Below are 24,741 nucleotides of genomic sequence, written 5' to 3' on the forward strand. Positions count from 1 at the left end.
GCCCCTGGGGCCCGCCCCCGCAGTCCCCGGGGTCTGCGCAGCACGTAGACTGGTGGGCTGTCGTCGGCCCCCGAGCGGGCCGTTCCCCTCACCCCCATCTGGAGTCACCCCGCCATGCAGGCACAACGGAAGAAGTCGCAGGCGGGGTCGCTCGTGGGGGAGGAGTACGAGGTCGAGGTCGGCCCCGTCGCACACGGCGGCCACTGCATCGCCCGCACCACCGAGGGCCAGGTCCTGTTCGTGCGGCACACGTTGCCGGGCGAGCGGGTGGTGGCCCGGGTCACCGAGGGCGAGGAAGGGGCCCGCTTCCTGCGCGCGGACGCGGTCGAGGTCCTTCAGCCGTCCAAGGACCGTGTCCCGGCGCCCTGCCCCTACGCCGGACCCGGCCGCTGCGGCGGCTGCGACTGGCAGCATGCCAAGCCGGGCGCCCAGCGACGGCTGAAGGGCGAGGTCGTCGCCGAGCAGTTGCGGCGCCTCGCGGGCCTCACTCCCGAGGAGGCCGGCTGGGACGGCACCGTGCTGCCGGCCGAGGGCGACAAGCTCCCCGCGGGCGAGGTACCGCAGTGGCGGACGAGGGTGCAGTACGCGGTCGACGCCGCCGGGCACGCCGGTCTGCGCCGGCACCGCTCGCACGAAGTGGAGCGGATCGACCACTGCATGATCGCGGCGGCGGGCGTCGCCGAACTGGGCATCGAGAAGCACGAGTGGTCCGGCATGGATTCGGTCGAGGCCATCGCGGCGACGGGTTCGGGGGACCGGCAGGTGATCATCACCCCGCGCCCGGGCGCCCGGCTGCCGCTGGTGGAGCTGGACAAGCCCGTCTCGGTCCTCAGGGTCGACGAGACGTCCGGCGGTATGCACCGCGTCCACGGCCGCCCCTTCGTCCGCGAACGCGCCGACGGCCGCACCTACCGGGTGGGGGCCGGCGGCTTCTGGCAGGTCCACCCGAAGGCGGCCGACACCCTGGTGACCGCCGTCATGCAGGGACTCCTGCCCCGCAAGGGCGAGACGGCCCTCGACCTGTACTGCGGTGTCGGCCTCTTCGCCGGCGCCCTCGCCGACCGCCTCGGCGAGAAGGGCGCGGTGCTCGGCATCGAGTCCGGCAAGCAGGCCGTGGCGGACGCCCGGCACAACCTCGCCGAATTCCCGCGCGTGCGCATCGAACAGGGCAAGGTCGAGTCGGTCCTTCCGCGCACCGGGATCACCGAGGCGGACCTCATCGTCCTGGACCCGCCCCGCGCCGGCGCCGGCCGCCGGACCGTCTCCCACCTGGCCTCACTCGGCCCCCGCCGGATCGCCTACGTCGCCTGTGACCCCGCCGCGCTGGCAAGGGACTTGGGATATTTCCGCGAGGAGGGTTACCGGGTGCGGACGCTGCGGGCGTTCGATTTGTTTCCCATGACCCACCATGTGGAGTGCATCGCCATCCTTGAACCGGCCGCGAAGGGCTCCTGACCTGCGGTTTTGTGTGTGCGCATGATGTGCGGTGCGGGCGTTGCGGGCGATGTCCTGACGCCGGAACGACGCTCGTGACGCTCGCTTGACGTTCGTTCTGATGGGGTGTCAGGCGGCGTGCCGGGCAGATCAAGACCTGTCGGGGCGGCGTATGTCAACGGGGTGCCGAGGGCGGGTGACGCTCTGCGCGGCGCTGCTGGCTCCTGATGGTCAGCTGTCGCGGAAGAGGCCAGAGCTCACCATCCTGGGCACCGGCACCCCGGACACCTACGGAACTTGCTCAAGCCCTGAGGTCCCGCCGGAGTGTGGTCAAGCCGGGTGCGGAGGGCTGCTCGGGCACGACGAGCTGATTCCGCTCGACGGCCACGACGATATCGTCGGCCGACGGCGTATCCGCTCAAGTGATTGGATATTTCTGACTGTGCTCAAGAGGCAGGGAAATCCCAAGAGCAAGAGGTGGATAAAAGACTCAAAGGAATGCGGTCGGCAGATAGTACCTTGCAAATGGTACTTGCAAGATTCAAGTAGTTGTGTCAGGGTTTTCGGGTCGGAGTGACTGGCCACAATCTCCAATGTGCCTCCGTAGACATGAACGGCGAGTGTCGTGCTGAAAAAATCAGAGCGGCAGGCTGCTCGATCGTGTCCACGTCGATGAGATTGATGGGGTCAATGGGGGAGCCGCCGTCCAGTAGGACGGCGGCACTTCGCTTACCTGGAAGTGCAGTTCATCACTCGTGAGCCAGAGAATGGCTAAGTGTCGAATTCAAAGCTAACTCCAGGCGCCCGGTGTTGAGGATTCGAGTTGCCGGGATCTCGTGGCACCCACCTTGAAGCGTCAGTAAACCGACAACTCGTGCGTAGGCCGCACATGTCAAGGATGGGGAGTCATCGTGAGCTTTGACTCCGCCAGGCTTGCGAAAACCAATCCAGCGGAGCATTCTGTAGCCACCACGGGATTTCACATATCATCCTGATGGGTGTCCGGACCGGCGGGAGCGCACGCAGGCGTTCCCGCGCACCACTCGTCCCACCGGAGATCTTCGTGAGCCCTTCCCCCGTTGTGCTGCCGCTCGCTGCCGAGGCCTGCCGGGCCGTACTGCGGGAGCAGGTGGCGGCGTCCGAGCCGCTTCTGCGCACCGCCGCCCCGGACACGCCGATGCCCACCTGCGGCAACTGGACCCTGCACCACCTGCGCACTTATCCGGGCCAGACCTACCACCGCTCCGTGGCGACGGGGGTGCGGAACGGCAAGCCGTCGGGTGAGCAGGTCGCCCCGGCGAACGGGGAGCGGATCGTCGACCGGTACGTCCAGGGTGCGGGCGTGCTGCTGACCGTCCTGGAGAAGGCCGATCCGGCCCGCACCACTCCGGCGGGAGAATTTTCGCCGACGTTATTATCAATGGCTTTGGCCGGTCCTCACGGTGTCGGACCGGTTTGCCTTTCCTGGCCGGAAGCCCAACTGATACGCGAACTCCACGAGGTCCGTTCGAGCGATGACGTCCCGCTGTTTTGCGGACCTGGCATGGCCCAGGAAGTGAGATGGTTCCCGATCGAGTTGGACGTCGAGCTGCTGCCTCTCGAAGTTGTGGCCTCCGTTTACCGTCCCGGCCCAGCCGGGCCCTACGGAATGGACGGGTGCCATGGATAGCGATCAGAACGGCTGCGAAATGTCCCAGCCGGTCGGTGACTGGGTACTCAGCTCGGTCCAGGCGAGGATCCTGGAAGGCGTTGCGGCCGGCTTCTCCAGCGGGCGACTTTCGAGAGAGTTATACCTCAGTTCGAAGACCATCGACTATCACGTCCGCGTCATGTCCGACAAGCTGCAGGCGCCAAATCGTGTCGCGTTGGTTTCGAGGGCGTTCGTCCTCCAGATTCTGCGAACAGATTCGTGGCCCCCGCGCATTGCGGATGAAACTATGGATTAATACGTGTGGGCCACGCCGTGACCTGGCTCGGGCGATCCGCTGCAGCGTGGCGTCGATGTCGGCGGTGGATGTGGTGGTCATTGACTGCACCGGCGCGACGGCGCCGACCGGCACCGTGCCCGCCATGATCTGGTGGGGTGTCCGCCGCGTGGCCACCGAGAGCGGGACCTCGTCCTTGCGTGGCAAGGGCATTCCCACATCGACGGTCGTCAATGGTCCTCCCCTGAGTGAACCGGCCAGGTGCTGGGCGCGTCGATGCCCGCCGACGCTGGTGCGGCGTCGAGGCGGGTCAGCAACTCCACCACGGCCCTGGTGATGTTCTGCGTGGTCAGCCCGCAGGCGGCGAGCACCTCGGCCCTGGAGTCGTGGCTGAGGAACCGCCTCGGGATGCCGAACTCGTGCAGCGGGGTGTGTACGTCGGCGTCCCGCAGCGACTGCGCGATCGCGGAACCGACACCCCCCGCACGGCTGTTGTCCTCGACCGTGATCGCGAGCCGGTGGCGGCGGGCCAGGCCGGCCAGCGCGGGGTTGACCGGGGTGACCCATCTCGGGTCCACCACCGTCACCCCGATGCCCTGTACCCGCACACCGTCGGCGACGGTGAGCGCGAGCCCGGCCAGCGCACCTACCGCGATGATCAGCACGTCCAGCCCGCCGGAACGGCGCAGCACGTCAATGCCGTTGACCGTGGCGGTGGCGGGCAGGTCCGCACCGGCGGGGCCTTTGGGGAACCGCAGCAGTGTCGGACCTTCGTGCCACGCCACCGCCTCAGCCAGCAGTTCGGCCAGCCGGGTGCCGTCCCGCGGTGCCGCGATCCGCAGCCCCGGCACCACCTGCAGCACCGACAGGTCCCACATGCCGTTGTGGCTCGGCCCGTCGTCGCCGGTCACCCCGGACCGGTCGAGGACGAACGTCACCGGGCGGCGGTGCAGCGCGACGTCCATGAGCAACTGGTCGACCGCGCGGTTGACGAACGTGGAGTAGATGGCCACCACCGGATGCACGCCGCCCATGGACAACCCCGCGGCCATCGTGACCGCGTGCTGCTCGGCGATGCCGACGTCGATCACCCGGTGCGGAAACCTGCGCTGCAGCGGCAGGAGCCCGGTCGGCTCGGTCATCGCGGCCGTGATCGCCACGAGGTCGTCGCGCTGCTCGGCCAGTTCGACCAGCTTCTCGCCGAACACCGACGTGAACGACCGGGGCGACACCTTCAGCGCCTGCCCGGTGTGCGGGTCCATCGGTTTGACGGTGTGGCCGAGGTCGAGGTCGTTGGTCTCGGTGTGCCGGTATCCCCTGCCCTTGGCGGTGATCACATGCACCACCACCGGCCCGCCCAGTGCGACCGCGTGGCGCAGGGAGTCCTGGACGGCGGAGAGGTCGTGACCGTCGACGGGGCCGAGGTAACCGAGCCCGAGTTGTTCGAACACACTCGGCCCGCGCCCGGCGCGCAGGTCGGCCAGGTGCTCGGCCAGCCCGCCGACGGTCGGCGCGTAGGAGCGTTGGTTGTCGTTGAGCACGATGACGAGCGGCCGCTCCGGCCCGCCCGCGATGTTGTTGAGCGCCTCCCAGGCCATGCCGCCGGTCATCGCGCCGTCGCCGATGACCGCGACGGTCGCCCGGTCGCGTCGGCCGAGGTGGGCGTCCGCCCTGGCCAGCCCGTCCGCATAGGACAGCGCGGTGGACGCGTGCGAGTTCTCCACCAGGTCGTGCTCGGACTCCTCCCGGCTCGGGTAGCCGGAGACCCCGCCCGACGTGCGCAGCCGGTCGAACCCGGCCTGGCGGCCCGTGAGGATCTTGTGCACGTAGGACTGATGTCCGGTGTCCCACAGCAACCGGTCCCGCGGGGACTCGAACACCGTGTGCAACGCGATGGTCAGCTCGACCACACCCAGGTTGGGCCCGAGGTGTCCCCCGGTCGCGGAGACCCGCTCGATGAGGAACGCGCGGATCTCCCCGGCGAGGTCGCGCAGCTCCCCGGCGGTCAGCTCACGCAGCCGCGCCGGGTCGCGCACGGTTTCCAGCAGCGCCATGTCGAGCAGTGCTCCTCACCGGGTGTGGTCGGCGGCCGCGGCCGCCCTCTCGGTCAGTTCGGGCCGACTGCCCGGCGCGATGCCGGTTCGGCCGACGTCCTCGTGTGTCGGCTGACGCCTGGAAGGAGGGTGGCCGTGGCCGGTCGGACAGGTCGGAGCGACGGCCGACGCGGCTCACCGCCGACGTGTTCCTGCCGGCGGAGTCCTTGTGGGCGCCGTCAGCGACAGGGGTCGCCCGGTCTCGATCGGTCACGGCACGTCCGCCACTCCGGTCAGCCGCGTGGGCGGGGAGAACACGATGTCCTCGGTCGCCACCCGTGCTACGGACGTGTCCGCGTGACCCAGTTCGGCGAGCCGGTCGAGCAGCTGGTCGACGAGGATCTCCGGCGCGCTCGCCCCGGCGCTCACGCCGACCGTGCTCACGCCGGTCAGCCACGTGGGGTCGAAGTGGGTCACGTCCGGCACCAGTTCGGCCCTGCCGCCGAGCCTGCGCGCCACCTCGACCATCCGGATCGAGTTGCTGGAGTTGGTCGAACCGACCACCAGCACCAGGTCGCACCGGTCCACCATGGCCCTGATGCCGTCCTGGCGGTTCTGGCTGGCGTAACAGATGTCGTCGGTGGCGGGCCCGCGCAGGTCGGTGAACCTGCGCTGGAGCACGGCGATGATGTCCCTGGTCTCGTCCACCGAGAGCGTGGTCTGGGTGAGGTAGGCGACCGGTGCGTCGGGGGGAAGGTCCAGTGCCTCCGCGTCGGCAACCGTCTCGACGATGACCGTACGGTCGGGCGCGTGCCCGTAGGTGCCCTCGACCTCCTCGTGGTCCGCGTGCCCGATCAGCAGCAACGTCCGCCCGTCGCGGGCGAACCGGCGGGCCTCCTGGTGCACCTTGGCCACCAGCGGGCAGGTCGCGTCGAGCACCTCAAGCCCGCGTGCGTCTGCGTTCTGCCGCACCTGCGGGGAGACGCCGTGCGCGGAGAAGACACACACCGCGCCCTCCGGTACCTCCTGCTCGGAGTCGACGAACCGGACTCCCCGGCGCTGGAACTCGCGCACCACGTAGTGGTTGTGCACGATCTCCTTGCGGACGTAGATCGGCGCGCCGTGCTGTTCCAGCGCGAGGTCGATGATGGCTATCGCCCGGCGTACACCGGCACACAAACTCCGTGGCTCGGCCAGCAGGACCTGCTTACCGTCACTCATCCCACTCCGTTCCGTGCCATGACGTTTGCGTCGGAACGCCTGGCTTCGTTGCCGAACAGGGCGTCCACGCCGGTCGGTAGAAACCGAGTCGTTCTCAGGAAGTCTTGTCTGCCGTTGGGTGCCGGCTTAATAGCCGGACTCGAAGTACGGCCTTGGTGCCGCCCAGCAGCTACTGTTCCGCAGGATCGTCCAATCCAGTCCTTGCGTCGTCTTCTTTGGGGTTTTTCCTAAAGTCGAAGATGCTCACGCCGCGTCGTTGACACGACCAGGGCTGTCCCCCAGGATGGCATCCAATAGTTGCCACTCGATTTCGGGACGACTCAAGATTCCAGATCATGAGGGCGGCTCTGCATTTCGAACGAGGCGCTGCTCGTGCCGCAAGCCACTTCATGGAATCCGGTCCGGCGATCCCTGTTAAAGGACGTATCCTCGCCAAAATCATGACGAGCGCAGCGTAACGACCACAGCAAGTCATTCGCCAATGTCGTCGGTATCCGAGCTCTGGAGGAGTGACCGTGTCAAATCTGAATGAACTTTCAAGTTCCTCTCAAACAGCGCTGGAGCCTCAGGACGAGGTAAGAATAGTTGGCCAATACTACGACGACAAAACAGCCAGGCTTGTTCGCAAATACGGGCCTGGGCCCAGGATTCACTACCATGTGGGTCACTACCCTTCCTCCGAAACGCCACTGCATGCTCACGATGCGACGCCGGACGCCATTCGCCACAGCATACGGAGTCATCAAGAGGGTTTGCTGCGGTATGCGGCCAAGATCTGGGGCGCTGAACACCGGCTGTCGGGGAGAATCCTGGACGTCGGCTGCGGCCTTGGCGGGGGCTCGCTGTTCTGGGCACAGGAATACGGCGCCGACGTCACGGCGGTCACCAATGCTCAGGAACACGCGCCGATAGTTGACGGGTTCGCGCGGGAATGCGGTGTGGACGGGAAGGTCCGAACACTGGTCTGTGATGCAATGCATCTCCCCTTGGACGGCCCCTATGACGCAGCAGTGGCAATCGAGAGCAGCGGATATTTCAACCGCCCTCAGTGGTTCGAGCGTCTGGCCCGCGTGCTTCGTCCGGGCGGGAGCGTGTGCATCGAGGAAGTATTCATCACACGCCCTCACGGGGCCGATGTGTGGGCCGAATACTTCTACACAAAACCGGCTACGGTACGCGACTACGCAGAAGCCGCGCAGTCTGCGGGTTTCGAATTGGTCGATGACGTCGACGCTACGTCAGAAACCTTGCCGTTCTGGGAGGAGAGTGCCGCCTGGACGAAGGCGGTACTGGACAGTGACAGCAGCCTTTCGGCAGTTGCCCGCAGGCAGCTGAGGATATCTCTGATGGCCAACCAGGCGCTTGGCGCTGAATGGCAAGCAGGGGGATTGCGGCTGGGCTTCCTGCGCTTCGAGCTGAAGTGAGCGAGGGCCCACCGTCGAGGTGAACGGCGGCGGCCGGCCGGTACGGCTCCGAGTCGCGCCGCACCACGAGAGCCCCGGGGACGACGGGCCGCCGCAACGCCACACCTTCGGCGGCCTGGGTTCCCAGGACATGTCAGCTGTATCCACGTCGCCGGCCGTCTCCTCGCCGCGTTCCCCCGCATGTGGCTCGCGGTCGACACCCAGGACCTGCGGTGGCGTGCCAACACGACCATGGCGGGCGCACCGCCGGTACGGCTGAACCGCCGCCGACTTCCCGCCGCCTTCACAACGATACGGAATTCCTCATGACGCTCGAACAGTCTCCCGCTCACAGCGACGTCCGCAACGTGTACGACGGGTTCGGTCGGATCTACGGTTCCGCGTGGGGCCGCAACATCCACTACGGCTACTGGGAGAACGACGCCGACGACAGCTCCGTCGAGGTAGCCACGGACCGCCTGACCGACCTGATGATCGAAGGTCTCGCCGCGCAGGCCGGCCAGCGGGTCCTGGACATCGGCTGCGGCGTCGGCCATCCCGCGCGGCGGCTCGTCCGCGCCTGTGACGTGGACGTGGTGGGCATCACCGTCAGCCACATCCAGGTGGCGGAGGCCACGGAACTCACGGCCGAGGCCGGGCTCGCCGACCGGGCCACGTTCCAGTTCGCGGACGCGATGGACATGCCCTTCCCTGACGGCTCTTTCGACGCGGCCTGGGCGTTCGAGTCGATGTGGCACATGCCCGACCGTGGCCAGGTGCTCTCCGAGGCCGCCCGCGTCCTGCGCCCCGGCGGCCGCCTCGCCGTGGCCGACGTCATCCAGCGCGACCCGGTCAGCCCCGAGGGACGTGTGGTCCTGGACCACGTCTGCGAGAACTACGCGGTGCGCTCCTTGGGCACGGTGGACGAATACCGGGTGGCGTTGGCCGCCAACGGTTTCGTCGACGTGGAGATCCGTGACATCACCGACAACGTCATCCGTACCCTCGGGCTCATGGCGGACGCCTTTGAGACTGTCCGTGACAGGCTGTCCGATCTGGTCGGCAAGGAACACGCCGACTCGCTGATCGACTTCGTACGCAGGTTCGGGGCCATCCCGGAGAGCGGTTACCTCTTCCTGACCGCGGTCCGCGCATGACCGTGGGCGCCGTCCCCGGTTTTCAGCTCGGCGTCCCATGGTGTAAGGCTGAGGTCGAGGTGCGTCCTGACGCTTCCTCAACAGTGAGCCGTCCTCGGTAATGGCCTGCCACGTCAAGTGATACGGCGGACGCGAGGCCCGGCCGGTGCACGTCATGCGTGGCCCCGAGTGCGTGACAGGGCCACGCCGATCGCGTACTCGAACTGCGTCACCGGCCGCAGGCCAGAGCCGAGGACCGCATCCGCGCCGCCCAAGCCGAAACGGCCCGCCAGTCGAACTGGCGGGCCGTCACGAATTTCCGAGGCCGGCCGGCATCCTGATCCGTGGAGCCCAGGGTCCTCACCTTGACTGCTGTCGGCCAGATGAGTTCTGCGGGGTCAACGGGTCGTCAGCTGCCCGGCGACCGCCCGGACGCCCGTCCTCACTGCCGTACCCGCAGCTCGGTCAACGCCCGAAGCGGAAACACCGGCCGGTGATGTGGCGGCAGCCCCGGCGCCAGAGCCAGACCCGGCATCCGGGCGGCGATGGCCTGTATCGCGATCTCCAGTTCCGCGCGGGCGAATCCGGCTCCGAGGCAGAAATGGATGCCGTGCCCGAACGCGAGATGCGTGGCGGACCCACTGCCCGGACTGAACCCGGCCGGACATGCGTGAGCGCGACTGTCCCGGCCGGCCGCTCCGTACAGCAGAAGCAGCCGGCTCCCCGCGGCCAGGTGGACGTCGCCGACCACCACGTCACGGACCGCGGTCCGGTACATGCCCGCCAGTGGGCTGTCGAACCGCAACCCCTCCTCGACAAGGTCCCGTGTGGCGATCGTCCCGTCGACGACCTCGGCCCAGCCGCCGGGTGACCGAAGCTGCTGGTAGAGGATCGTGCCAAGCGCCTCGGCACAGGTCATGTGTCCCGCGAAGATCAGTGTGGGGACCTGGACGGAGACTTCGTCGGCGGTGAGCGTGCGGCCCGCCTTGCCGTCGTGGAGCAGCTCGCTGATCAGGTCGTCCTGCGGTGCGGCCAGCCGCTCCTGCACGAGTGAACGGGCGAACGCTCCGAATTCCATCAGTCCGCGGGCGTATTCACGCAGCCGGTCAGGATCGGCGTTGCGCTGCGACATCATGAGTTCGATGCGTTGCTCGGACCACGTGCGGCAGCGGTCGACGTATTCGTCCGGGACTCCAAGGCGCCGGCAGATCACCTCAAGGGCGTACGGAACGGCGAACGCCGAGATGAAATCGAACTCCGTCAAGACCCCAACACGCTCGACGAGGTCGGTGGCGATCGCACGGATCGTGGGTTCGAACGCTCTGACCCTGGCCGGCGTGAACCCGGCGTTGAGCACTTCCCTGATCCTGGCGTGCTCGGGAGGGTCGAGTGAGCCGACGGCCACCGCATCAGCGCCGCGCCAGGTGCGGAACATCCGACTCACGTCCTCGGGCAGCGCGACCGCAGGACGGGGGTTGTGGTCACGGGCCGAGAAGCTTCGGTCGTCCCGCAGTACGGCAACCATGTCCTCGCGCCGGGTGACGCACCATGCGCCGAGCAAAGGAGCGTAGAACACCGGCTCCGCATCTCCGACGTCAGCCAGGAAGGAATACGGGTCGTCGCGATGTGCGCCATACGGGTCGAACGAGGTGCTTTCATGCAATTGCCCAGAATCAACTGACATAGCCATTCCGCCTCTCCAGCTTTCAGCGAACCATTCCGGGTGGGGATCAGTGACGTTGTGTCATTTTGCTCGGCCCGCCGGAGCCGAGACAGGCCGCTCGGCCCAGGAGCTATTCAGCGGTATGGCCGACCCGGTCGAGGCGCAGCAGTTCTTCGCCGTTCCCTCTCCGTGGTGTGTCGGAGGGAAGGTTCAGTGCCGCTGCGCCGGCAACCGTCCCGACGATGACCGTCCGGTCGGGAGCGTGCCCGTGGGTGCCCCCGACCCCCTCGTGGTCCGGGTGCCCGAACAGCAGCAACGTCCGCCCGCCGCGGGCGAACCGACGGGCCTCCTGGTGTGCAGCTTGGCCACCGGGGGGCAGGTCGCGTCGAGCCTCCGTTCCGTGCCATGACGTGTGCGTCGGAACGCCTGGCTTGCGTTGCCGAACAGGGCGTCCACGCCGGTCGGCAGAAACCGAGTCCTTCTCAGGAAGTCTTGTCTGCCGTTGGGTGGCCGGCTTAATAGCCGGACTCGAAGTACGGCCTTGGTGCCGCCCAGCAGCTACCGTTCCGCAGAATAGTCCAATCCACTCCTTGCGCCGTCTTGTTTGGGGTTTTTCCTAAAGTCGAAGATGCTCACGCCGCCTCGTTGACACGACGAGGGAGGTCGTTCAGGATGGCGGTCAGAACGGTCACGTAAATTCCTGCGCCTCTTCTTTGGGGTTTTTGCTGAAGCCGAAGATGCTCACGCCGCGTCGTTGACACGATGGGAGAGGTCGTTCAAGATGACGGCCGGAACGATCACGCAAATTCCGGTGTATCCCTCCAGGTTCAGATTGCGCGTAGACGCGGCAGCTGCCTACGTATTGACCTGTGGTGATGTCGGGTGATCATGAGCTTTGCGCAAGCGTTCGTCTGTCGACAGTTCGCCGAGGCTTCACCGCACGGCGAGGTGTGGCAAGGGCTGAGAAGATGTTTACGCAACATATCCAGCACAGTGATTTTGAGTGATGCAATTCGCGAACCCCAGGCGCGTAGGTTCTGACCAGGAATTGGGAGGGCGCGCAACCGGAGGAGAATCCCGATGAGCGCACTCGACACCCCGTCGACCGGGCTCCAAGCCTTCCTGTCGCCGAAGACAGTGCAATCCACAACCGATCAACCTGCCGCTGGGCGACTTCCTCGTTCCTCGACGGACACCGGGGCGACGAGCTCCAGTACATCGTGATCGTCCTCGACAAGGTGGTCCGAACCTCGATTCCGGCGGAGGCCGTCAGTGAGTACCCCAGCTCAATTGCCTTTCGAGCAGACGAATGTGCTGCAACTCGCGCCAGGGCTGCGCACGCTCCAATCCCAGGGCACGGTCCATCGGGTTCGTACTGCCGACGGCGACGAGGCGTGGCTGATCACCGGTCATGCCCAGGTGGCGCAGTTGCTCGACGACGGCCGGCTCGGCCGCTCCAACCCCGATCCGGAGGCGGCGAAGGACGGCGGGTCGGCGCTTCTCGCCGGCCTGCTGGGCGACTTCGCCACCGACCACGCTCGGCTGCGGGCGCTGTTGGAGCCGCACTTCTCACCCGAGCGGATGCTGGCGCTGCGGCCCCACGTCGAAAAACTGACCGGGCGACTCCTGGACGAACTGGCCGGGCAGAAGCCACCGGTGGACCTGCGCCAGGCCTTGGCGCTGCCGCTGCCGATTCAGGTGATGTGCGAGTGGTTGGGCGTGCCCCAGGAGGACAAGGACCGGTTCGGCAGCTGGACCCAGGACGCCGCCAACCTCGGGGACCCGGTCAGGTCCAAGCAGGGACTGGGCGAGTTGTTCGGCTACTGCAGGCAACTCGTCGCGGACAAACGGCGGAATCCGGGCGATGACGTGATCTCCAGGATCTGCGCGACCGAGGGGACCAACGACAACGAGGTCCTCGGATTGACGGCGTTGTTGCTGTTCGGCGGCTATGAGACCACGGTCGCCCGGATCGGCACCTGTGTGTCGCTGTTGTTGGCCAACCCCGAGCAGTGGCAGGCGCTGGTGGACGACCCCGGCCTCGTCCCCGGCGCGGTCGAGGAAACCCTGCGGATGTCGATGCCGAACCCGCACAACGGCGGCATGCCCCGTTATGCGCTGACGGACTTCGAGATCGACGGAGTCACCATCCGAACCGGCGACTTCGTGCTGCTGAACATCATCGCGGCCAACCACGACGAGACGGCCTTCGCCGACCCCGGCCGGATCGATGTCGCTCGCGACACCACGGGCAGCCTCGTATTCGGGCGCGGCGCGTACTCCTGCGTCGGCGCGATGCTGGCCCGGATGCAGCTGCAGGTGGTGCTCACCCAGCTCGTCGCGCGATTCCCCACCATGCGTCTGGCTGTCGGTGTGGAGGAGCTGGGGCTGCGCCACAACACGCTGATCGGCGGGTTGATCCAACTTCCGGTGACATGGTGATTGGATCCTGATGCTGCACAAGATATCTACCGGCGTAGTCACGAAGAGCCCGGATTCGGCCCGCGCGTATCTCCTGTTGATGCGACTGGACAGGCCCACGGGGTACGTGCTCTACCTGCTTCCAGGGCTGTGGGCTGCCGTCCTCGCCCCCGGGAAACAACCCGACCTGCTGGCGGTGGTGGTTGTCGCTGTCGCCGCGGTGCTGGTGCGCGGCGCGGCCTGCGCGGTCAACGATGTGGTCGACAGGGACGTCGACGCCCGAGTCGCCCGTACCGTGTCGCGTCCGGTCGCGTCGGGGACGATCAGTATCGGGAAAGCACTCCTGTTCGCCGCCGCCCAGGCCGTGGTCGCACTGCTGGTCCTGGCGGTGGCGAACGTGGAGACGGCCCTGGTCGCCGGGGCCTCGTACCCGTTGATCGTCGCGTACCCCTACATGAAGCGCATCTTCTTCTGGCCCTCGGCGTTCCTGGCGCTGGTGATGAGCGTCTACGTGCTGATCGGCTGGACGGCGGTGACCGGGAGCGTCGACTACCCGCCCGCGGTGTACGGCCTGTACGCCGGCGGGGCCTTCTGGACCCTGATTCACGATGCGATCTACTCCCATCAGGACAAGGAGTACGACCGGAACATCGGTGTCAGGTCTTCCGCTCTGCTGTTCGGCAAGGCCACCAAGGTGTGGCTGGCGGTTTTCATGGTGCTCAGCGTCGGCGGCGTGCTGTGGGCCGGTTCCCAGACGTCGATGGGGTGGGCCTTCTACCTCATCGTCGTGCTCGCGGGAATCTTCCTGACCTATCTGGTCGTCCGTGTGGACCTGGATGATCCGAAATCGTGCTGGGACGCCTTTGTCACCAACACGTACTTCGGTTGGATCATTCTCGCGGCCGTGGTCGCCGGGCAGTTCACATGAAGGATGAGGTACGTGTGACGGATTCGATGTGGCAGGGCAGTGGCGTCGACCTGGACGCCTACCTGACCCGCGTGGGCTACCAGGGCGACGTGGCTGCGGACCTCGCCACGCTGCGCGGTCTGCACGCCGCCCACGTCGATGCGATCGCCTTCGACAACCTCGACGCGGTGCTCGGGCGGCCGACGGTGCCGTTGGACCTGGACAGCGTCCAGGAGAAGATCGTGCGAAAGGGCCGTGGCGGCTGGTGTCTGGAACAGGTCGTGCTGGTGGCGGCCGTGCTGGACCGCATCGGGTTCACGTTCACGGCGTTCGCCGGCCGGACGCGGATCCGCACCGGGAACAAATTCGGTCCCGCACTCCACGTCGCCCTGTGCGTGGAACTCGACGACGAACGCTGGATCTTCGACGTGAGTTTTGGTGCATACGGGCCGCACGTCCCCATCCGCCTCGCCGAGAACTCGCGGCTGGACGGCGATTGGCCCTTCGACCTGGTGCGGGAACCGAATGGTGAACACGTGCTGCGGTTCCTGCGACCTGAGGGGCCAGCAGAACTCTACGGTTTCACCACCGACGTGCGCTATCCGTCGGACTTCGAGCTCCTCAACCATTTCTGCCTGACTCACCCGCGCTCGCCGTTCAACCACCGGATGGTCCTCCAGCGCACACAGCCCGAAGTGAGGCACCTCCTCGCCGGCAGCACTCTCACGGAAATACGTCCCGCAGAGCCGGCGACCTTCCGGGAACTCGACAAGGACGAGCTGCTTTCCGCTCCCGAGAAGATTTTCGGGATCACCTTGGCACCGGGCGACATCCAGGCGCTCCGGAAAATCTTGGACGGTCCGTGATGCGTACCTTGCTGCTGGACAACTATGACTCGTACACCTTCAACCTGTACCAGTTGATCGCCGACATCAACGGTCAGGAACCCGTCGTCATGGTCAACGACGATCCGATGTTGTCCAGCCTGCGGCTGGAGGACTTCGACAACATCGTCGTCTCACCCGGGCCTGGACGGCCGCAGAACCCCCGCGACGTCGGGCTCCTCGACGACCTGCTGCGCCGCACCACGCTGCCCGTGCTGGGCGTCTGCTTCGGCCATCAGATGATCGCGCACCTGGCCGGAGCGTCGGTGGTCGCCGCGCCCGAACCGAAACACGGGCACCTTGCCAAGGTTTCCCACGAGGGAGATCCGCTGTTCGCCGGAATTCCGCGGGAATTCGTCGCGGTTCGCTACCACTCGCTGTGTGTGCGGGAGCCCCTGCCCGAGGAACTCATCGCCACCGCGTGGGCGGACGACGGTGTGCTCATGGCGCTGCGTCACCGCGATCTGCCGCAGTGGGGCGTGCAGTTCCACCCCGAGTCGGTCGCTTCTCAGTACGGGCGTGAGATCCTGCAGAACTTTGCCGAGCTGACCCGCCGGACGCAGCACGGACAACGGCCGTCCGCCACCGACACCGTCGCCGTCACCCCACTGTCCGACGACACGCCTGGCGCGGTCGAGGAACTGGGAGTCATCAGCACGGTCGTGCCGACCGCTGCCGATTCCGAGGCCATTTTTCTGCATCTCTTCGACAACACCCCGTACTGCTTCTGGCTGGACAGCAGCCGGGTGGAGGAGGGCCTGTCCCGGTTCTCGTTCCTCGGCGACACGTCAGGTCCGCTCAGCGAGACCCTGACCTACCGCACCGGCAGCGGGACAGTGGAAGTGCGCGATGCGAACGGCGTCGGCTTCGTCACTGGAAGCGTGTTCGACGTCCTCGAACAGCGGCTGCGCGAACGACGCATACCCGACTCGGACCTGCCGTTCGACCTGACCGGCGGCTACGTCGGCTACTTCGGCTACGAACTCAAGGCCGAATGCGGGGCCACGGCCCGCCACACCGCCGAGACACCGGACGCCCTCTGGATGTTCGCCGATCGCGTCGTCGCGGTCGACCACCAGGAGGGACTGACGTACCTGGTGGCCGTCCACGACGAGAAGACCCGGGGCGACGCGCAGGAGTGGGTGGAACGGACGTCCGCGCTCCTGATGGGCCTGAACCCGGCCGGCGCCGAGCCGCCGCGCGAACCTGCCGCCGGCCCGCCCCCGAACGCCGAGGAGTACCTCGGCCGCGGCCGGAGCCAGTATCTGGCGGACATCACGGAGTGCCGACGGCAGCTGAACCGGGGCGAGAGCTACGAGATCTGCCTGACCAACCAGTTGCACATGCCCTTCCATGACGACGACACGTCCTTCTACCTGAGGCTGCGCCGGGCGAATCCGGCACCGTACGCCGCACTCATACGCCTCGGCGACGTCACGGTCTTCAGCTCCTCGCCGGAGCGGTTCCTGCGCGTCGAGAGGGACCGCACGGTCACCAGCAAGCCGATCAAGGGCACAGCCCCTCGCGACGCCGACCCGGTGCGTGACGCCGAACTGGCTGCCACCCTCGCCTCAAGCGCCAAGACCCAGGCCGAGAACCTGATGATCGTCGACCTGCTGCGCAACGACCTGGGCCGGGTGTGCGAGGTGGGCAGCATCGAGGTCGACCCGTACCTGGCCGTCGAGAGCTACGAGACCGTGCACCAACTGGTCTCCACCGTGCGCGGACGGCTCGATGACGGGGTCAGCGCGGTGGACTGCGCCCGGCAGTGCTTCCCGGGCGGGTCGATGACCGGGGCGCCGAAGCTGCGGACCATGGAGATCATCGACCGCTTGGAGACGGAGGCCCGGGGCGTCTACTCCGGCGCCCTCGGCTACTTCGGCCTCTCCGGCGGCACGGACCTGAACATCGTGATCCGCACCGCGGTCCGCGTCGGTGACCGGTTGACCATCGGAGCCGGCGGGGCGATCGTGCTCGACTCCGACCCGCAGGAAGAATACGAGGAGATGCTGCTCAAGGCGGCAGCGTCGCTCCGCGCCTGGCGTGCGCCGGCGGTGCCGGACGCGGGCGGCTCCGCACGATGAACACGCCCGTGAGCACCGCGACCGACCAGGGCGTCCGCCGGTGGTGGGACGCCGATGGCGGATGGTCGACGGCCGACGCCGCCGGGACGGTGCTGGTCATCGACTCCTGGCTCGTGGACGAGGGGCGGGTGCGGGGACTCGACCGGCACGCCGGACGCTTCCGTTCGGCCTGCGACCGGTGCTCCGAAACGGGAGCGGCACAGACGAACCGGTTCCTGCGGGCGGTCGCCGAGTCGCTGCCCGCGCGAGGCCGCTGGTTTCCTCGCGTCGAACTCGTGCAGATCGGGTCGAGAACGCGGCTGCGGATGTGGCTGCGCCCCGCGCCACCGCGCACCGCGACCGTCCGGCTGTGGACCGCGACGGGCCCCGACCGTCGTCGACTGCCGGCCGTCAAGGGCGCCGACCTGGACCACCTGGCTTCCCTGCGTGCTGCCGCGGCTACGGCGGGAGCTGACGAGGCGCTGCTGATCTCGGCGGAAGGGCACGTGGTCGAAGGGGCGTCCACGAGCATCGTCTGGTGGCGGGGCGACACGCTGTGCGGGCCACCACCCGGCCCCGGCCTGCTCCCCGGGATCACCCGCGCCCTGCTCGGCGAGCTCGCCGGTACGGCAGGGCACCAGGTCGTCACCGAGCGGGCCACCGCGCCGGACCTCGCCGATGTGCCCGTCTGGACGCTGAACGCCCTGCACGGCATCCGGCCGGTCACCGAGGGGCTGGGCCGGTTCCAGGACACGGACGCCGCAGCGGCCGAGCGCTGGCAGTCGCGCCTGGCTGCGCTCGCCGTTCCGGCCGGCGCCTCCCTGATTCCTGTGGTGAACCCATGACGGAGGTTTCCCGATGACCGCGGCACGTGAAGAAGCCGAGTACGAGCGCGACCTGCTGGTGCAGCTGACGCGCCGCTGGGGGAGACGAGTGGCCGTCAAGAAGGACGAGCTCGACCTCGACGGTCACTTCGACACGGCGCTGCCGGACTTCCCCGAACACCTCGTTCCGGTGCTGGGACTGCCGGGTGCCGACCGGCTCGACCGGGACGCTCGCGAGCGGATCCTGTCCGCGGCGTGGATCGCCTACAACGCCAAGACCGCCGCCATCGAGGACGAGATCATCCTGCCGGCCTGCCGGTTGATGCTCCAGGAACGGATCCCCGTCCGCCGCGACGACGTCGCCGTCGATGCGCTGCACCAGACGATCATCGATGAGCACTACCACATCCTGATGTGCCACAACGCCGTCGGCGTCACCCGCAGGCGGCGCGACATGACGGACGTGCGGTTCGCGCCGGGCGTCTGGTCGGTCGTCCAGGAACGGGACGCGACCCGCGCCGGGCTGTCCGGGTTCGACCGCGACATCGTCGACATCGCGTTCTCCCTGGCCGCCGAGACGACGATCAGCGGGTTCCTCTCCACACTCGCCACCGCCCAGGAGATCCAGCCGATGAACCGGATCACCACCGATCTGCACCGGCGGGACGAGAGCGGACACGCGGTGGTGTTCCGCGAGTTGTGCGGCTCGCTCTACCGGAGCCTGGACGGCGCACTGCAGCGGACGTTCCGCGAAGCGCTCGTCACCGGGCTGACCGCGTTCCGCTCCGCCGACCTGGACCCCTGGGTGACCGTGGCGGCCCAGGGCGGCTTCGAGATCGACACCGGTCAGCTGAGCGAGTGGGCCGCGTCCCGTCCCGTGCCCGCCCGGGACACCGGACCATTGCAGCTGCTCCTCGACGACCTGGGCATCAGCCACGACCTCGTCGAGATGGTCCAGCGCTGACCGTCCCACGCCGTTGAGCCATGAGAAGGGGACGGAGATCATCTTGACCCTCACCGGCGACGCCGCGCACTGGCGGACACTCGTCGCCCATCAGCGGCCCAAGTGGCCGAGCCCGGCTGAGCTCGGCGAGGTGGCGGATCACCTGGCAGCCTCGCTCCCGTTGGTCACGCCACAGGAGTGCGACACGCTCACCGCACAACTCGCCCAGGCGGCAGAGGGCAAAGCGTTCCTGCTGCAGGGAGGCGACTGCGCCGAACGATTCGACCGCCTCTCGACGCAGGCGATTCACAGCAAACTGCGCCTCCTGCAGCAAATGGCCGTGATCCTGACGCACGCGTCGGCGGTGCCGGTGGTCAAGGTGGGCCGGATGGCCGGGCAGTACGCGAAGCCCCGATCCCGGCCGACCGAGACCGTCGACGGGCGCACCCTGCCGGTCTACCGGGGCGACGCGGTGAACGGCATCGGCTTCAGCCAGGCCGAACGACGGCCGGACCCGGCCCGGCTGCTTCGGATGTACGACGCCTCGCGCCACACCCTGGACGTCATGCGCGCATTCGCCCGTGGCGGCACCGACCTACGCCGACTGCACCAGGAGAGCCAGGACTCCGTCTCACGTTCGCCTGCCGGTGAACGCTACGACGACCTCGCCGGTCGAATCGGCCAGGCACTGTCCGCCAAGGCCGCGGGTGGCGCCGATCCGCTGCGCACCACGGAGTTGTTCGCCAGCCACGAGGGACTGCTGCTCGACTACGAGGCCGCGCTGACCCGCTACCACCCGCGTTCCGGCCGAAGGTATGCGGGCAGCGGCCACATGCTGTGGATCGGCGACCGCACCAGACAGCCCGACGGCGCCCACGTCGCCTACTTCGCGACCATCGACAACCCGATCGCGGTGAAGCTGGGCCCTGCCACCACGCCCGCGCAGGCGCTGGCCCTGATCGACCGCCTCGACCCCGACCGGCGGCCGGGCCGGCTGACGTTCATCGTGCGCATGGGGGCACACCGCGTGCGGTACCTGCTGCCGGAGCTCGTGGAGCAGGTCACGGCTTCCGGCGCGCCGGTGGTGTGGGTGTGCGATCCGATGCACGGCAACACCTTCGAGGCGCCCAGCGGGCACAAGACCAGGCGGTTCGACGACATCCTCGCCGAGGTCGCCGGCTTCTTCGAGGTGCACGACGCGCTCGGCACCCACGTCGGCGGACTGCACGTGGAGCTGACCGGCGAGGACGTGACCGAGTGCGTCGGCGGCGGCGCCGGTCTGGGTTTCGACGACCTGCACCGCAGGTACGAGTCGGCGTGCGACCCGCGCCTCAACGGAGGCCAGGCGCTTGACCTGGCCTTCCGGGTAGCCGAGCTGTTCACCCCGGGAGCAACCGGCGTCGGGGCGCAGGACGCAGCGGTGAATACCGCGGCCTGGGGCGCGGGTGACGGCAATTCACCCGCTTAGTCCGGCGCGTGAGACCAAAAGGATCTTCGAGGATGCGTCCACGCATCGGGATTCCGCCCTGTGGACCCTTCTTGCGATGTCTCATGAGCGGTTCACGAGAGCCCGTCCGAACGAGTCGAGCTGAGAACCCCAGCATCCTGACTCTGGCCGTACGCCGCTTCGGCCGCATTATATGGAGTGCGTGGCGATTCTGAAAGTGGCTGCAAAGGTTGTCTGACCTGCGGGTTCGGGTGGTGTGCGTTATGTGCAGTGTAGGTGTTACAGGTGAAATGAAGCTTTCCGGGGAATCTTGACGCTCGTCATGAACGGGGTGGGTGACCAGCCTGCTCGCATCCATCGAAGACCGATGCCTACCGCAGGGCACGAGGGGTGGCAGGTCCCTCACTCCGCGGACGTGCTCACCAGTAGTCTGGAGCCACACCTTCGGTCACTCGGTGTGAGGTTCTTGCTCAAGCTATGCCTTTGGTGGAAGATCGTCACCGGGTGCACGGACATCGATTTCGAAGGCCCCGCAAAGATCAATTCTGATATACGCGCTACCCCTCGGGATAGGCATATGTCACCTTTGATGGTCATGCGCAGCGACGTGATCGATTACTCTTTCCTTGATCGGAGTGTCGATCCGCCCATTCGTTCGGCGGTCCCGGTGTGCTCAGCTCTTTGGCTGAATGCGTATCGTAATGAGCTGCTTTTCGGCCACCTTTTCCTGCGTCGGTACTTTTGAAAGTTCCGTATTGGAGTCTTCTTGCATAACTGCGACACCCTCCGAGCAGCGGATTCGCTCCGGGTGTCGTGGTTCACGTCTTTGCGTCACTGTCAAACGTGACTCCGAACACAGCTGATCTTTTCCGTCTTGTGATCGCACCATGGATATCTGCACCCCGTCCGCACCGTCGTGGAGGCTGGTATGTGCTCGGTCAGGTGTTGCCTGACTGCCCTTGGGTCCCGGTGGCGCACTGACGGAACGTCATATCGCTGCCTGCCTGGTGGTGACGCCTTGGGCAGGGCGGGGCGACCCGCCACCGTCCGGCGGCCGGGGCGCCGCTCGCCGCGCTCGCAGCCCACGTGGCCCGTGCTCAAGACCGGGAGCAACTCCCGTCCTGCTCGTTCCGGGTCAGGGATCCAGGCAATGTGCCGACCGCCGAGAACCACGTTTTCGGTCATCGTTCCAGGGATCGGCTCCGGAGCGAATTGACCTTGGCCTCGCGTATCGAAACCCCACACTGCGGCCGGACCGGCCGCGCGACACGGCAAGACAACGGAGGAACACGAGAATTGAGAACCACGGAGGAATCTGCCGATCACGTCGGCCCCAGTACGCTGCGCCGGCTCACGGCAGCCTGGCCGAGGCGGGCCACGGTCCGTACCCACATGGACGAGATCACCGGACCGGAGGAATACGATCCCGAACTGCTCGACTACCCGGTCGCCCTGATGCCGTTCGGGGAACACCCGGACTTCCAGGGCGCGTCGGAGGACAAGCGGCGCACGGTGAACACCCTGGGCTGGATCGCGTACAACGAACGCGTCGTGGCGGCTGAGGAGTTCGTCGTCAACCCCACCTTCGAGAAGCTCGGCCACGCCGTCTACCCCGGCGTGGACCGTTTCGAGGTCAAGGAAATCGTGCGGCAGTCCCACATCGACGAGGTGTGGCACACGTATATGCACATGCTGGGCATGCAGCGCACCCGCGAGGCCCGGGAGATCACCGCCGAACCCGACTGCGGCCACCCGGTGACCAACCGCCTGCTCTACCAGGCGCAGGAGGCGTCGGGGGAGCGCAGCGCAGCGGATCTGCTCTATCTGCTGTGGACGACGGTCGGCGAGGTCAGCGTCAACGCCTTCCTCGACCTGATGGCCCGCGACGGGACCGTGCAGCCGATGCACGCCCTGATCGCCCGGCTGCACGCCCGCGACGAGGCGGCACACGGCCCGGTCATGGTCGAGGTGATGAAGGACGTCTTCATCAACCTGAGCAAGCGGCAGCAGGACTTCTTTGTGGCGTCCCTGCCCGCAGGCATCAATGCGTTCTGCACCGAGGACTTCGACTGGTGGCTGAAGGTTCTCGCGTTCGCCGGCATCCCGAAGGCCCGGGACATCATCGAGGACTCCCGGGGCGGCGGGGGCCACGCGGGACTGCTCGTCACCGACTTCTCCGGCATCCTGCGCATGCTTCGCGAACTCGGCGTCGAGGACCGGGTGGACTTCGACTTCGCGGGCGCCGCAGCGGCCGGCACCACGGGGAGGGGCGCATGATCCTCACAGGTCCCGAGATCACCGAGGCCGCGCAGGACGGGCGTATCGTCATCTCGCCGTTCAATCCCGCCCAGGTGAACCCCAACAGCTACAACGTCTGCCTCGGGGACAGTCTGCTGACGTACGCCGAGGACGTCATCGACCCCTACCTCCCGAACGCCACCCGGGAGATAACCATCGGGGAGGACGGCTACGTCCTGCAGCCCGACCAGCTCTACCTCGGACACACCGTGGAACGGGTCGGCTCCGACCTCTATGTCCCGCTCCTCTTCGGACGGTCCTCGGTCGGCCGCCTCGGACTCTTCGTGGAGATCACGGCCCCCATCGGCGACATCGGCTTCCACGGCCAGTGGACGCTGATGCTGGCCCCGGTACGGCCGTTGCGGGTCTATCCCGGGATGAAGATCGGTCAGATCATGTTCTTCGTATCGCTCGGGGAGGTCGATCTCTACCGGGGCAAGTACCAGGCCTCGGCGGGCCCCCAGGAGTCCCGGTACTGGAAGGACGTGGCGGTGCCCACGACATGATCCTCACCCGTGGAGCCATCGCCGCCGCCGTCGAGCACGGCGACATCGTCATCGAGCCCTTCGAGGCCGACCGGATCTCCCCGAACGCCTACGACTGGCGGCTGGGGGACCGGATCCGGGTGTGCGAGGGCGACGAGTTGGACGCCGCGGCGGCGACCAGCGTCACCGAGCACATCATCCCGCCCGAGGGCATGGTGCTCCGGCCGGGGCAGCTCTACCTCGGCGTCACGCACGAGCGCACCCACTCCGAGCGCTACGCCCAGATGATCAACGGCGACCGCAGCATCGGCGCGCTCGGGATCTGGGTCCATGTGTCCGCCCCGCTCGGGCACGTGGGCCACGCCATCCGCTGGACCCTGGAGATCCGGGTGGCACGGCCCGTACGGGTCTACCCGCACATGTCGTTCGGGAAGATCGTCTTTCTGGTCGCTGCGGGAGCGGTGTCCAGCTACCAGAACATGGGCCAGAAGTACACGCGGACCAGCGGAATCGACATATCGCGGCTGTATGAGGAGCTGCGATGAGCGCGGTGCGGGTGTTGACGGGTCTCGACCTGCCGTGGGGCAGTCCGGGTGGCAGCGTCGAACTGCTCAAGGACCTCTATCTGGACGCCCCCGGGGCACTCGCGGCGAACTCGTTCATGCTCGTCCCGGATGGCCCGCCGCCACCCCCTGAGGACGCGGCGGAGCTGCCCGATCTGCTGAACGTGCCGGGCAAACAGCTGGAGGGCGACGGCTTCTGGGCGTACGTCGAGCGGCTGACTCAGGCGGTCACCGAGCGTTTCCCCCACGACGAGCAGGACGTCATCCATCTCCAGCACCTCGCCTTCGGCGCCACACCGGCGCTGCTGCGGGGCTATCCGAAGCAGCCGTCCATCGGACTGGTACACGGCACGGACCTGCTGTTCGCCGCCGAGTATCCGACCCAGGCAGAGGTACTGCGAGAAGCGGTGGCCGCCGCCTGCTCCCTGGTGGTGCCGACCGCCGGGATGGCCGACCAACTGCGGCGCCTGGCCCCGGTGGAGAGCAGCCGCATCGTCCACATCCCCTGGGGAGTCCCCGACGCGCTGCTGGCAAAGCCGCCCGTGCGCAAGGAGCGGGACGACGGGGAGCTCCGTGTGCTCTACGCCGGCCGCCTCACCGCGGAGAAGGGTGCCGCCGAACTGGTCGACGCCCTCGACGGCGTAGCCGGACTGCGGCTCAGCATGGCCTCGCCCGAGGCCGAGTACCGCCGGCTCTCCGCCGTGCGGGACGTGTCCGCCGTGCACTATCTCGGCTGGCTGACGCGCAAGGAGCTGTGGGCGGCCTTCGCCGAGCACGATCTGCTGGTGATGCCCTCGGCGAAGCTCGAAGCCTTCGGCCTGGTGGCGGTGGAAGCCCAGGCGTGCGGGCTCCCGGTGGCCTATCAGCCGGTGCCCGGGCTGAGCGACGCGCTGGGCGACTCGGCCCTGCCCCTCGACATCCTCGCCGATCCGCGGCGGGCCCTGGCCGAGCTGATCAGGCTGCGTGAAGACCAGGGGGCGCTGGACGAACTCCGGCGCTCCGGTTTCCGGAACGCGGCACGCTTCCCGCTGTCCAGGACCGCACAAGAATTGGCTTCCCTCTCCGCCCAGGTGCGATGAGACCGGCTCCAG

General features: G+C 67.5%; 19 protein-coding genes. 16 read left to right on the forward strand and 3 right to left on the reverse strand.

The window, feature by feature from the left end; genetic code table 11:
• Positions 1-114: 114 nt before the first annotated feature.
• From ACFYPJ_RS15440 to ACFYPJ_RS15450, 3 genes are all read left to right on the forward strand, one after another.
• A complete protein-coding gene (locus ACFYPJ_RS15440; protein ID WP_389016138.1) occupies positions 115-1,455 on the forward strand; it encodes a class I SAM-dependent RNA methyltransferase in 1,341 nt (446 codons plus the stop codon).
• Between the two features lie 1,042 nt (positions 1,456-2,497).
• Positions 2,498-3,103, forward strand: coding sequence for a hypothetical protein (locus ACFYPJ_RS15445; RefSeq protein ID WP_389016141.1), 606 nt, complete (start codon positions 2,498-2,500; stop codon positions 3,101-3,103).
• Positions 3,104-3,122: 19 nt separating this feature from the next.
• Entirely contained in the window at positions 3,123-3,380 is a 258-nt protein-coding gene (locus ACFYPJ_RS15450) for a LuxR C-terminal-related transcriptional regulator (protein WP_389016762.1), read from the forward strand.
• Between the two features lie 209 nt (positions 3,381-3,589).
• Here ACFYPJ_RS15450 and ACFYPJ_RS15455 read toward each other — a convergent pair whose 3' ends face one another.
• Both ACFYPJ_RS15455 and ispH read right to left on the reverse strand, forming a co-directional pair.
• Entirely contained in the window at positions 3,590-5,413 is a 1,824-nt protein-coding gene (locus tag ACFYPJ_RS15455) for a 1-deoxy-D-xylulose-5-phosphate synthase (RefSeq protein ID WP_389016144.1), read from the reverse strand.
• 249 nt (positions 5,414-5,662) lie between these two features.
• The gene (gene ispH / locus ACFYPJ_RS15460; RefSeq protein WP_389016147.1) at positions 5,663-6,613 is read right to left on the reverse strand and encodes a 4-hydroxy-3-methylbut-2-enyl diphosphate reductase; all 951 of its coding nucleotides are present in this window, start codon (positions 6,611-6,613) and stop codon (positions 5,663-5,665) included.
• A 515-nt stretch (positions 6,614-7,128) separates the two neighbouring features.
• On the opposite strand from ispH, the gene ACFYPJ_RS15465 reads away from it, so the two are divergent.
• On the forward strand, positions 7,129-8,037 hold the full coding sequence (locus ACFYPJ_RS15465; RefSeq protein WP_389016150.1) for a methyltransferase domain-containing protein: 909 nt from the start codon (positions 7,129-7,131) through the stop codon (positions 8,035-8,037).
• A gap of 305 nt (positions 8,038-8,342) precedes the next feature.
• Positions 8,343-9,173, forward strand: coding sequence for a methyltransferase domain-containing protein (locus ACFYPJ_RS15470; RefSeq protein WP_389016152.1), 831 nt, complete (start codon positions 8,343-8,345; stop codon positions 9,171-9,173).
• Between the two features lie 421 nt (positions 9,174-9,594).
• Here ACFYPJ_RS15470 and ACFYPJ_RS15475 read toward each other — a convergent pair whose 3' ends face one another.
• Positions 9,595-10,842, reverse strand: a complete 1,248-nt coding sequence (locus ACFYPJ_RS15475; RefSeq protein ID WP_389016155.1) for a cytochrome P450 — start codon at positions 10,840-10,842, stop codon at positions 9,595-9,597.
• A 1,263-nt stretch (positions 10,843-12,105) separates the two neighbouring features.
• Between ACFYPJ_RS15475 and ACFYPJ_RS15480 the strand changes: the two genes are divergently transcribed.
• From ACFYPJ_RS15480 to ACFYPJ_RS15530, 11 genes are all read left to right on the forward strand, one after another.
• Entirely contained in the window at positions 12,106-13,257 is a 1,152-nt protein-coding gene (locus ACFYPJ_RS15480) for a cytochrome P450 (RefSeq protein WP_389016157.1), read from the forward strand.
• A 79-nt stretch (positions 13,258-13,336) separates the two neighbouring features.
• Entirely contained in the window at positions 13,337-14,164 is an 828-nt protein-coding gene (locus tag ACFYPJ_RS15485) for a UbiA family prenyltransferase (RefSeq protein WP_389016160.1), read from the forward strand.
• The gene (locus ACFYPJ_RS15490; protein WP_389016162.1) at positions 14,122-15,009 is read left to right on the forward strand and encodes an arylamine N-acetyltransferase; all 888 of its coding nucleotides are present in this window, start codon (positions 14,122-14,124) and stop codon (positions 15,007-15,009) included. Before ACFYPJ_RS15485 ends, ACFYPJ_RS15490 begins: the two co-directional genes overlap by 43 nt.
• Positions 15,009-17,111 (forward strand): aminodeoxychorismate synthase component I, encoded by a 2,103-nt coding sequence (pabB, locus tag ACFYPJ_RS15495; RefSeq protein WP_389016165.1) that lies wholly within the window; start codon positions 15,009-15,011, stop codon positions 17,109-17,111. The genes ACFYPJ_RS15490 and pabB overlap by 1 nt, the downstream gene beginning before the upstream one ends.
• A gap of 8 nt (positions 17,112-17,119) precedes the next feature.
• Entirely contained in the window at positions 17,120-17,935 is an 816-nt protein-coding gene (locus ACFYPJ_RS15500) for an aminotransferase class IV (protein WP_389016168.1), read from the forward strand.
• A 13-nt stretch (positions 17,936-17,948) separates the two neighbouring features.
• Complete coding sequence (locus tag ACFYPJ_RS15505; RefSeq protein ID WP_389016171.1) at positions 17,949-18,878, forward strand: diiron oxygenase; 930 nt, start codon at positions 17,949-17,951, stop codon at positions 18,876-18,878.
• Positions 18,879-18,918: 40 nt separating this feature from the next.
• Positions 18,919-20,325, forward strand: coding sequence for a 3-deoxy-7-phosphoheptulonate synthase class II (locus ACFYPJ_RS15510; RefSeq protein WP_389016765.1), 1,407 nt, complete (start codon positions 18,919-18,921; stop codon positions 20,323-20,325).
• Positions 20,326-21,600: 1,275 nt separating this feature from the next.
• Positions 21,601-22,581 carry a diiron oxygenase gene (locus ACFYPJ_RS15515; protein WP_389016173.1) on the forward strand — a complete coding sequence of 327 codons (981 nt, stop codon included), beginning with the start codon at positions 21,601-21,603 and terminating at the stop codon, positions 22,579-22,581.
• Complete coding sequence (gene dcd, locus ACFYPJ_RS15520) at positions 22,578-23,108, forward strand: dCTP deaminase (RefSeq protein WP_389016176.1); 531 nt, start codon at positions 22,578-22,580, stop codon at positions 23,106-23,108. The genes ACFYPJ_RS15515 and dcd overlap by 4 nt, the downstream gene beginning before the upstream one ends.
• A complete protein-coding gene (locus tag ACFYPJ_RS15525) occupies positions 23,105-23,632 on the forward strand; it encodes a deoxycytidine triphosphate deaminase (RefSeq protein ID WP_389016179.1) in 528 nt (175 codons plus the stop codon). The genes dcd and ACFYPJ_RS15525 overlap by 4 nt, the downstream gene beginning before the upstream one ends.
• Positions 23,629-24,729 (forward strand): glycosyltransferase family 4 protein, encoded by a 1,101-nt coding sequence (locus ACFYPJ_RS15530; protein WP_389016182.1) that lies wholly within the window; start codon positions 23,629-23,631, stop codon positions 24,727-24,729. Before ACFYPJ_RS15525 ends, ACFYPJ_RS15530 begins: the two co-directional genes overlap by 4 nt.
• The last annotated feature ends 12 nt before the right edge of the window (positions 24,730-24,741 follow it).

Origin of the sequence: Streptomyces sp. NPDC006012 (assembly GCF_042871185.1) — a bacterium.
GTDB lineage: Bacteria > Actinomycetota > Actinomycetes > Streptomycetales > Streptomycetaceae > Streptomyces.

Coding starts and splice junctions, on each gene's coding strand:
- ACFYPJ_RS15440 (WP_389016138.1), top strand. CDS start 115: ATGCAGGCACAACGGAAGAAGTCGCAGGCGGGGTCGCTCGTGGGGGAG.
- ACFYPJ_RS15450 (WP_389016762.1), top strand. CDS start 3,123: ATGTCCCAGCCGGTCGGTGACTGGGTACTCAGCTCGGTCCAGGCGAGG.
- ACFYPJ_RS15455 (WP_389016144.1), bottom strand. CDS start 5,413: ATGGCGCTGCTGGAAACCGTGCGCGACCCGGCGCGGCTGCGTGAGCTG.
- ispH (WP_389016147.1), bottom strand. CDS start 6,613: ATGAGTGACGGTAAGCAGGTCCTGCTGGCCGAGCCACGGAGTTTGTGT.
- ACFYPJ_RS15470 (WP_389016152.1), top strand. CDS start 8,343: ATGACGCTCGAACAGTCTCCCGCTCACAGCGACGTCCGCAACGTGTAC.
- ACFYPJ_RS15475 (WP_389016155.1), bottom strand. CDS start 10,842: ATGGCTATGTCAGTTGATTCTGGGCAATTGCATGAAAGCACCTCGTTC.
- ACFYPJ_RS15485 (WP_389016160.1), top strand. CDS start 13,337: ATGCGACTGGACAGGCCCACGGGGTACGTGCTCTACCTGCTTCCAGGG.
- pabB (WP_389016165.1), top strand. CDS start 15,009: ATGCGTACCTTGCTGCTGGACAACTATGACTCGTACACCTTCAACCTG.
- ACFYPJ_RS15505 (WP_389016171.1), top strand. CDS start 17,949: ATGACCGCGGCACGTGAAGAAGCCGAGTACGAGCGCGACCTGCTGGTG.
- dcd (WP_389016176.1), top strand. CDS start 22,578: ATGATCCTCACAGGTCCCGAGATCACCGAGGCCGCGCAGGACGGGCGT.
- ACFYPJ_RS15525 (WP_389016179.1), top strand. CDS start 23,105: ATGATCCTCACCCGTGGAGCCATCGCCGCCGCCGTCGAGCACGGCGAC.
- ACFYPJ_RS15530 (WP_389016182.1), top strand. CDS start 23,629: ATGAGCGCGGTGCGGGTGTTGACGGGTCTCGACCTGCCGTGGGGCAGT.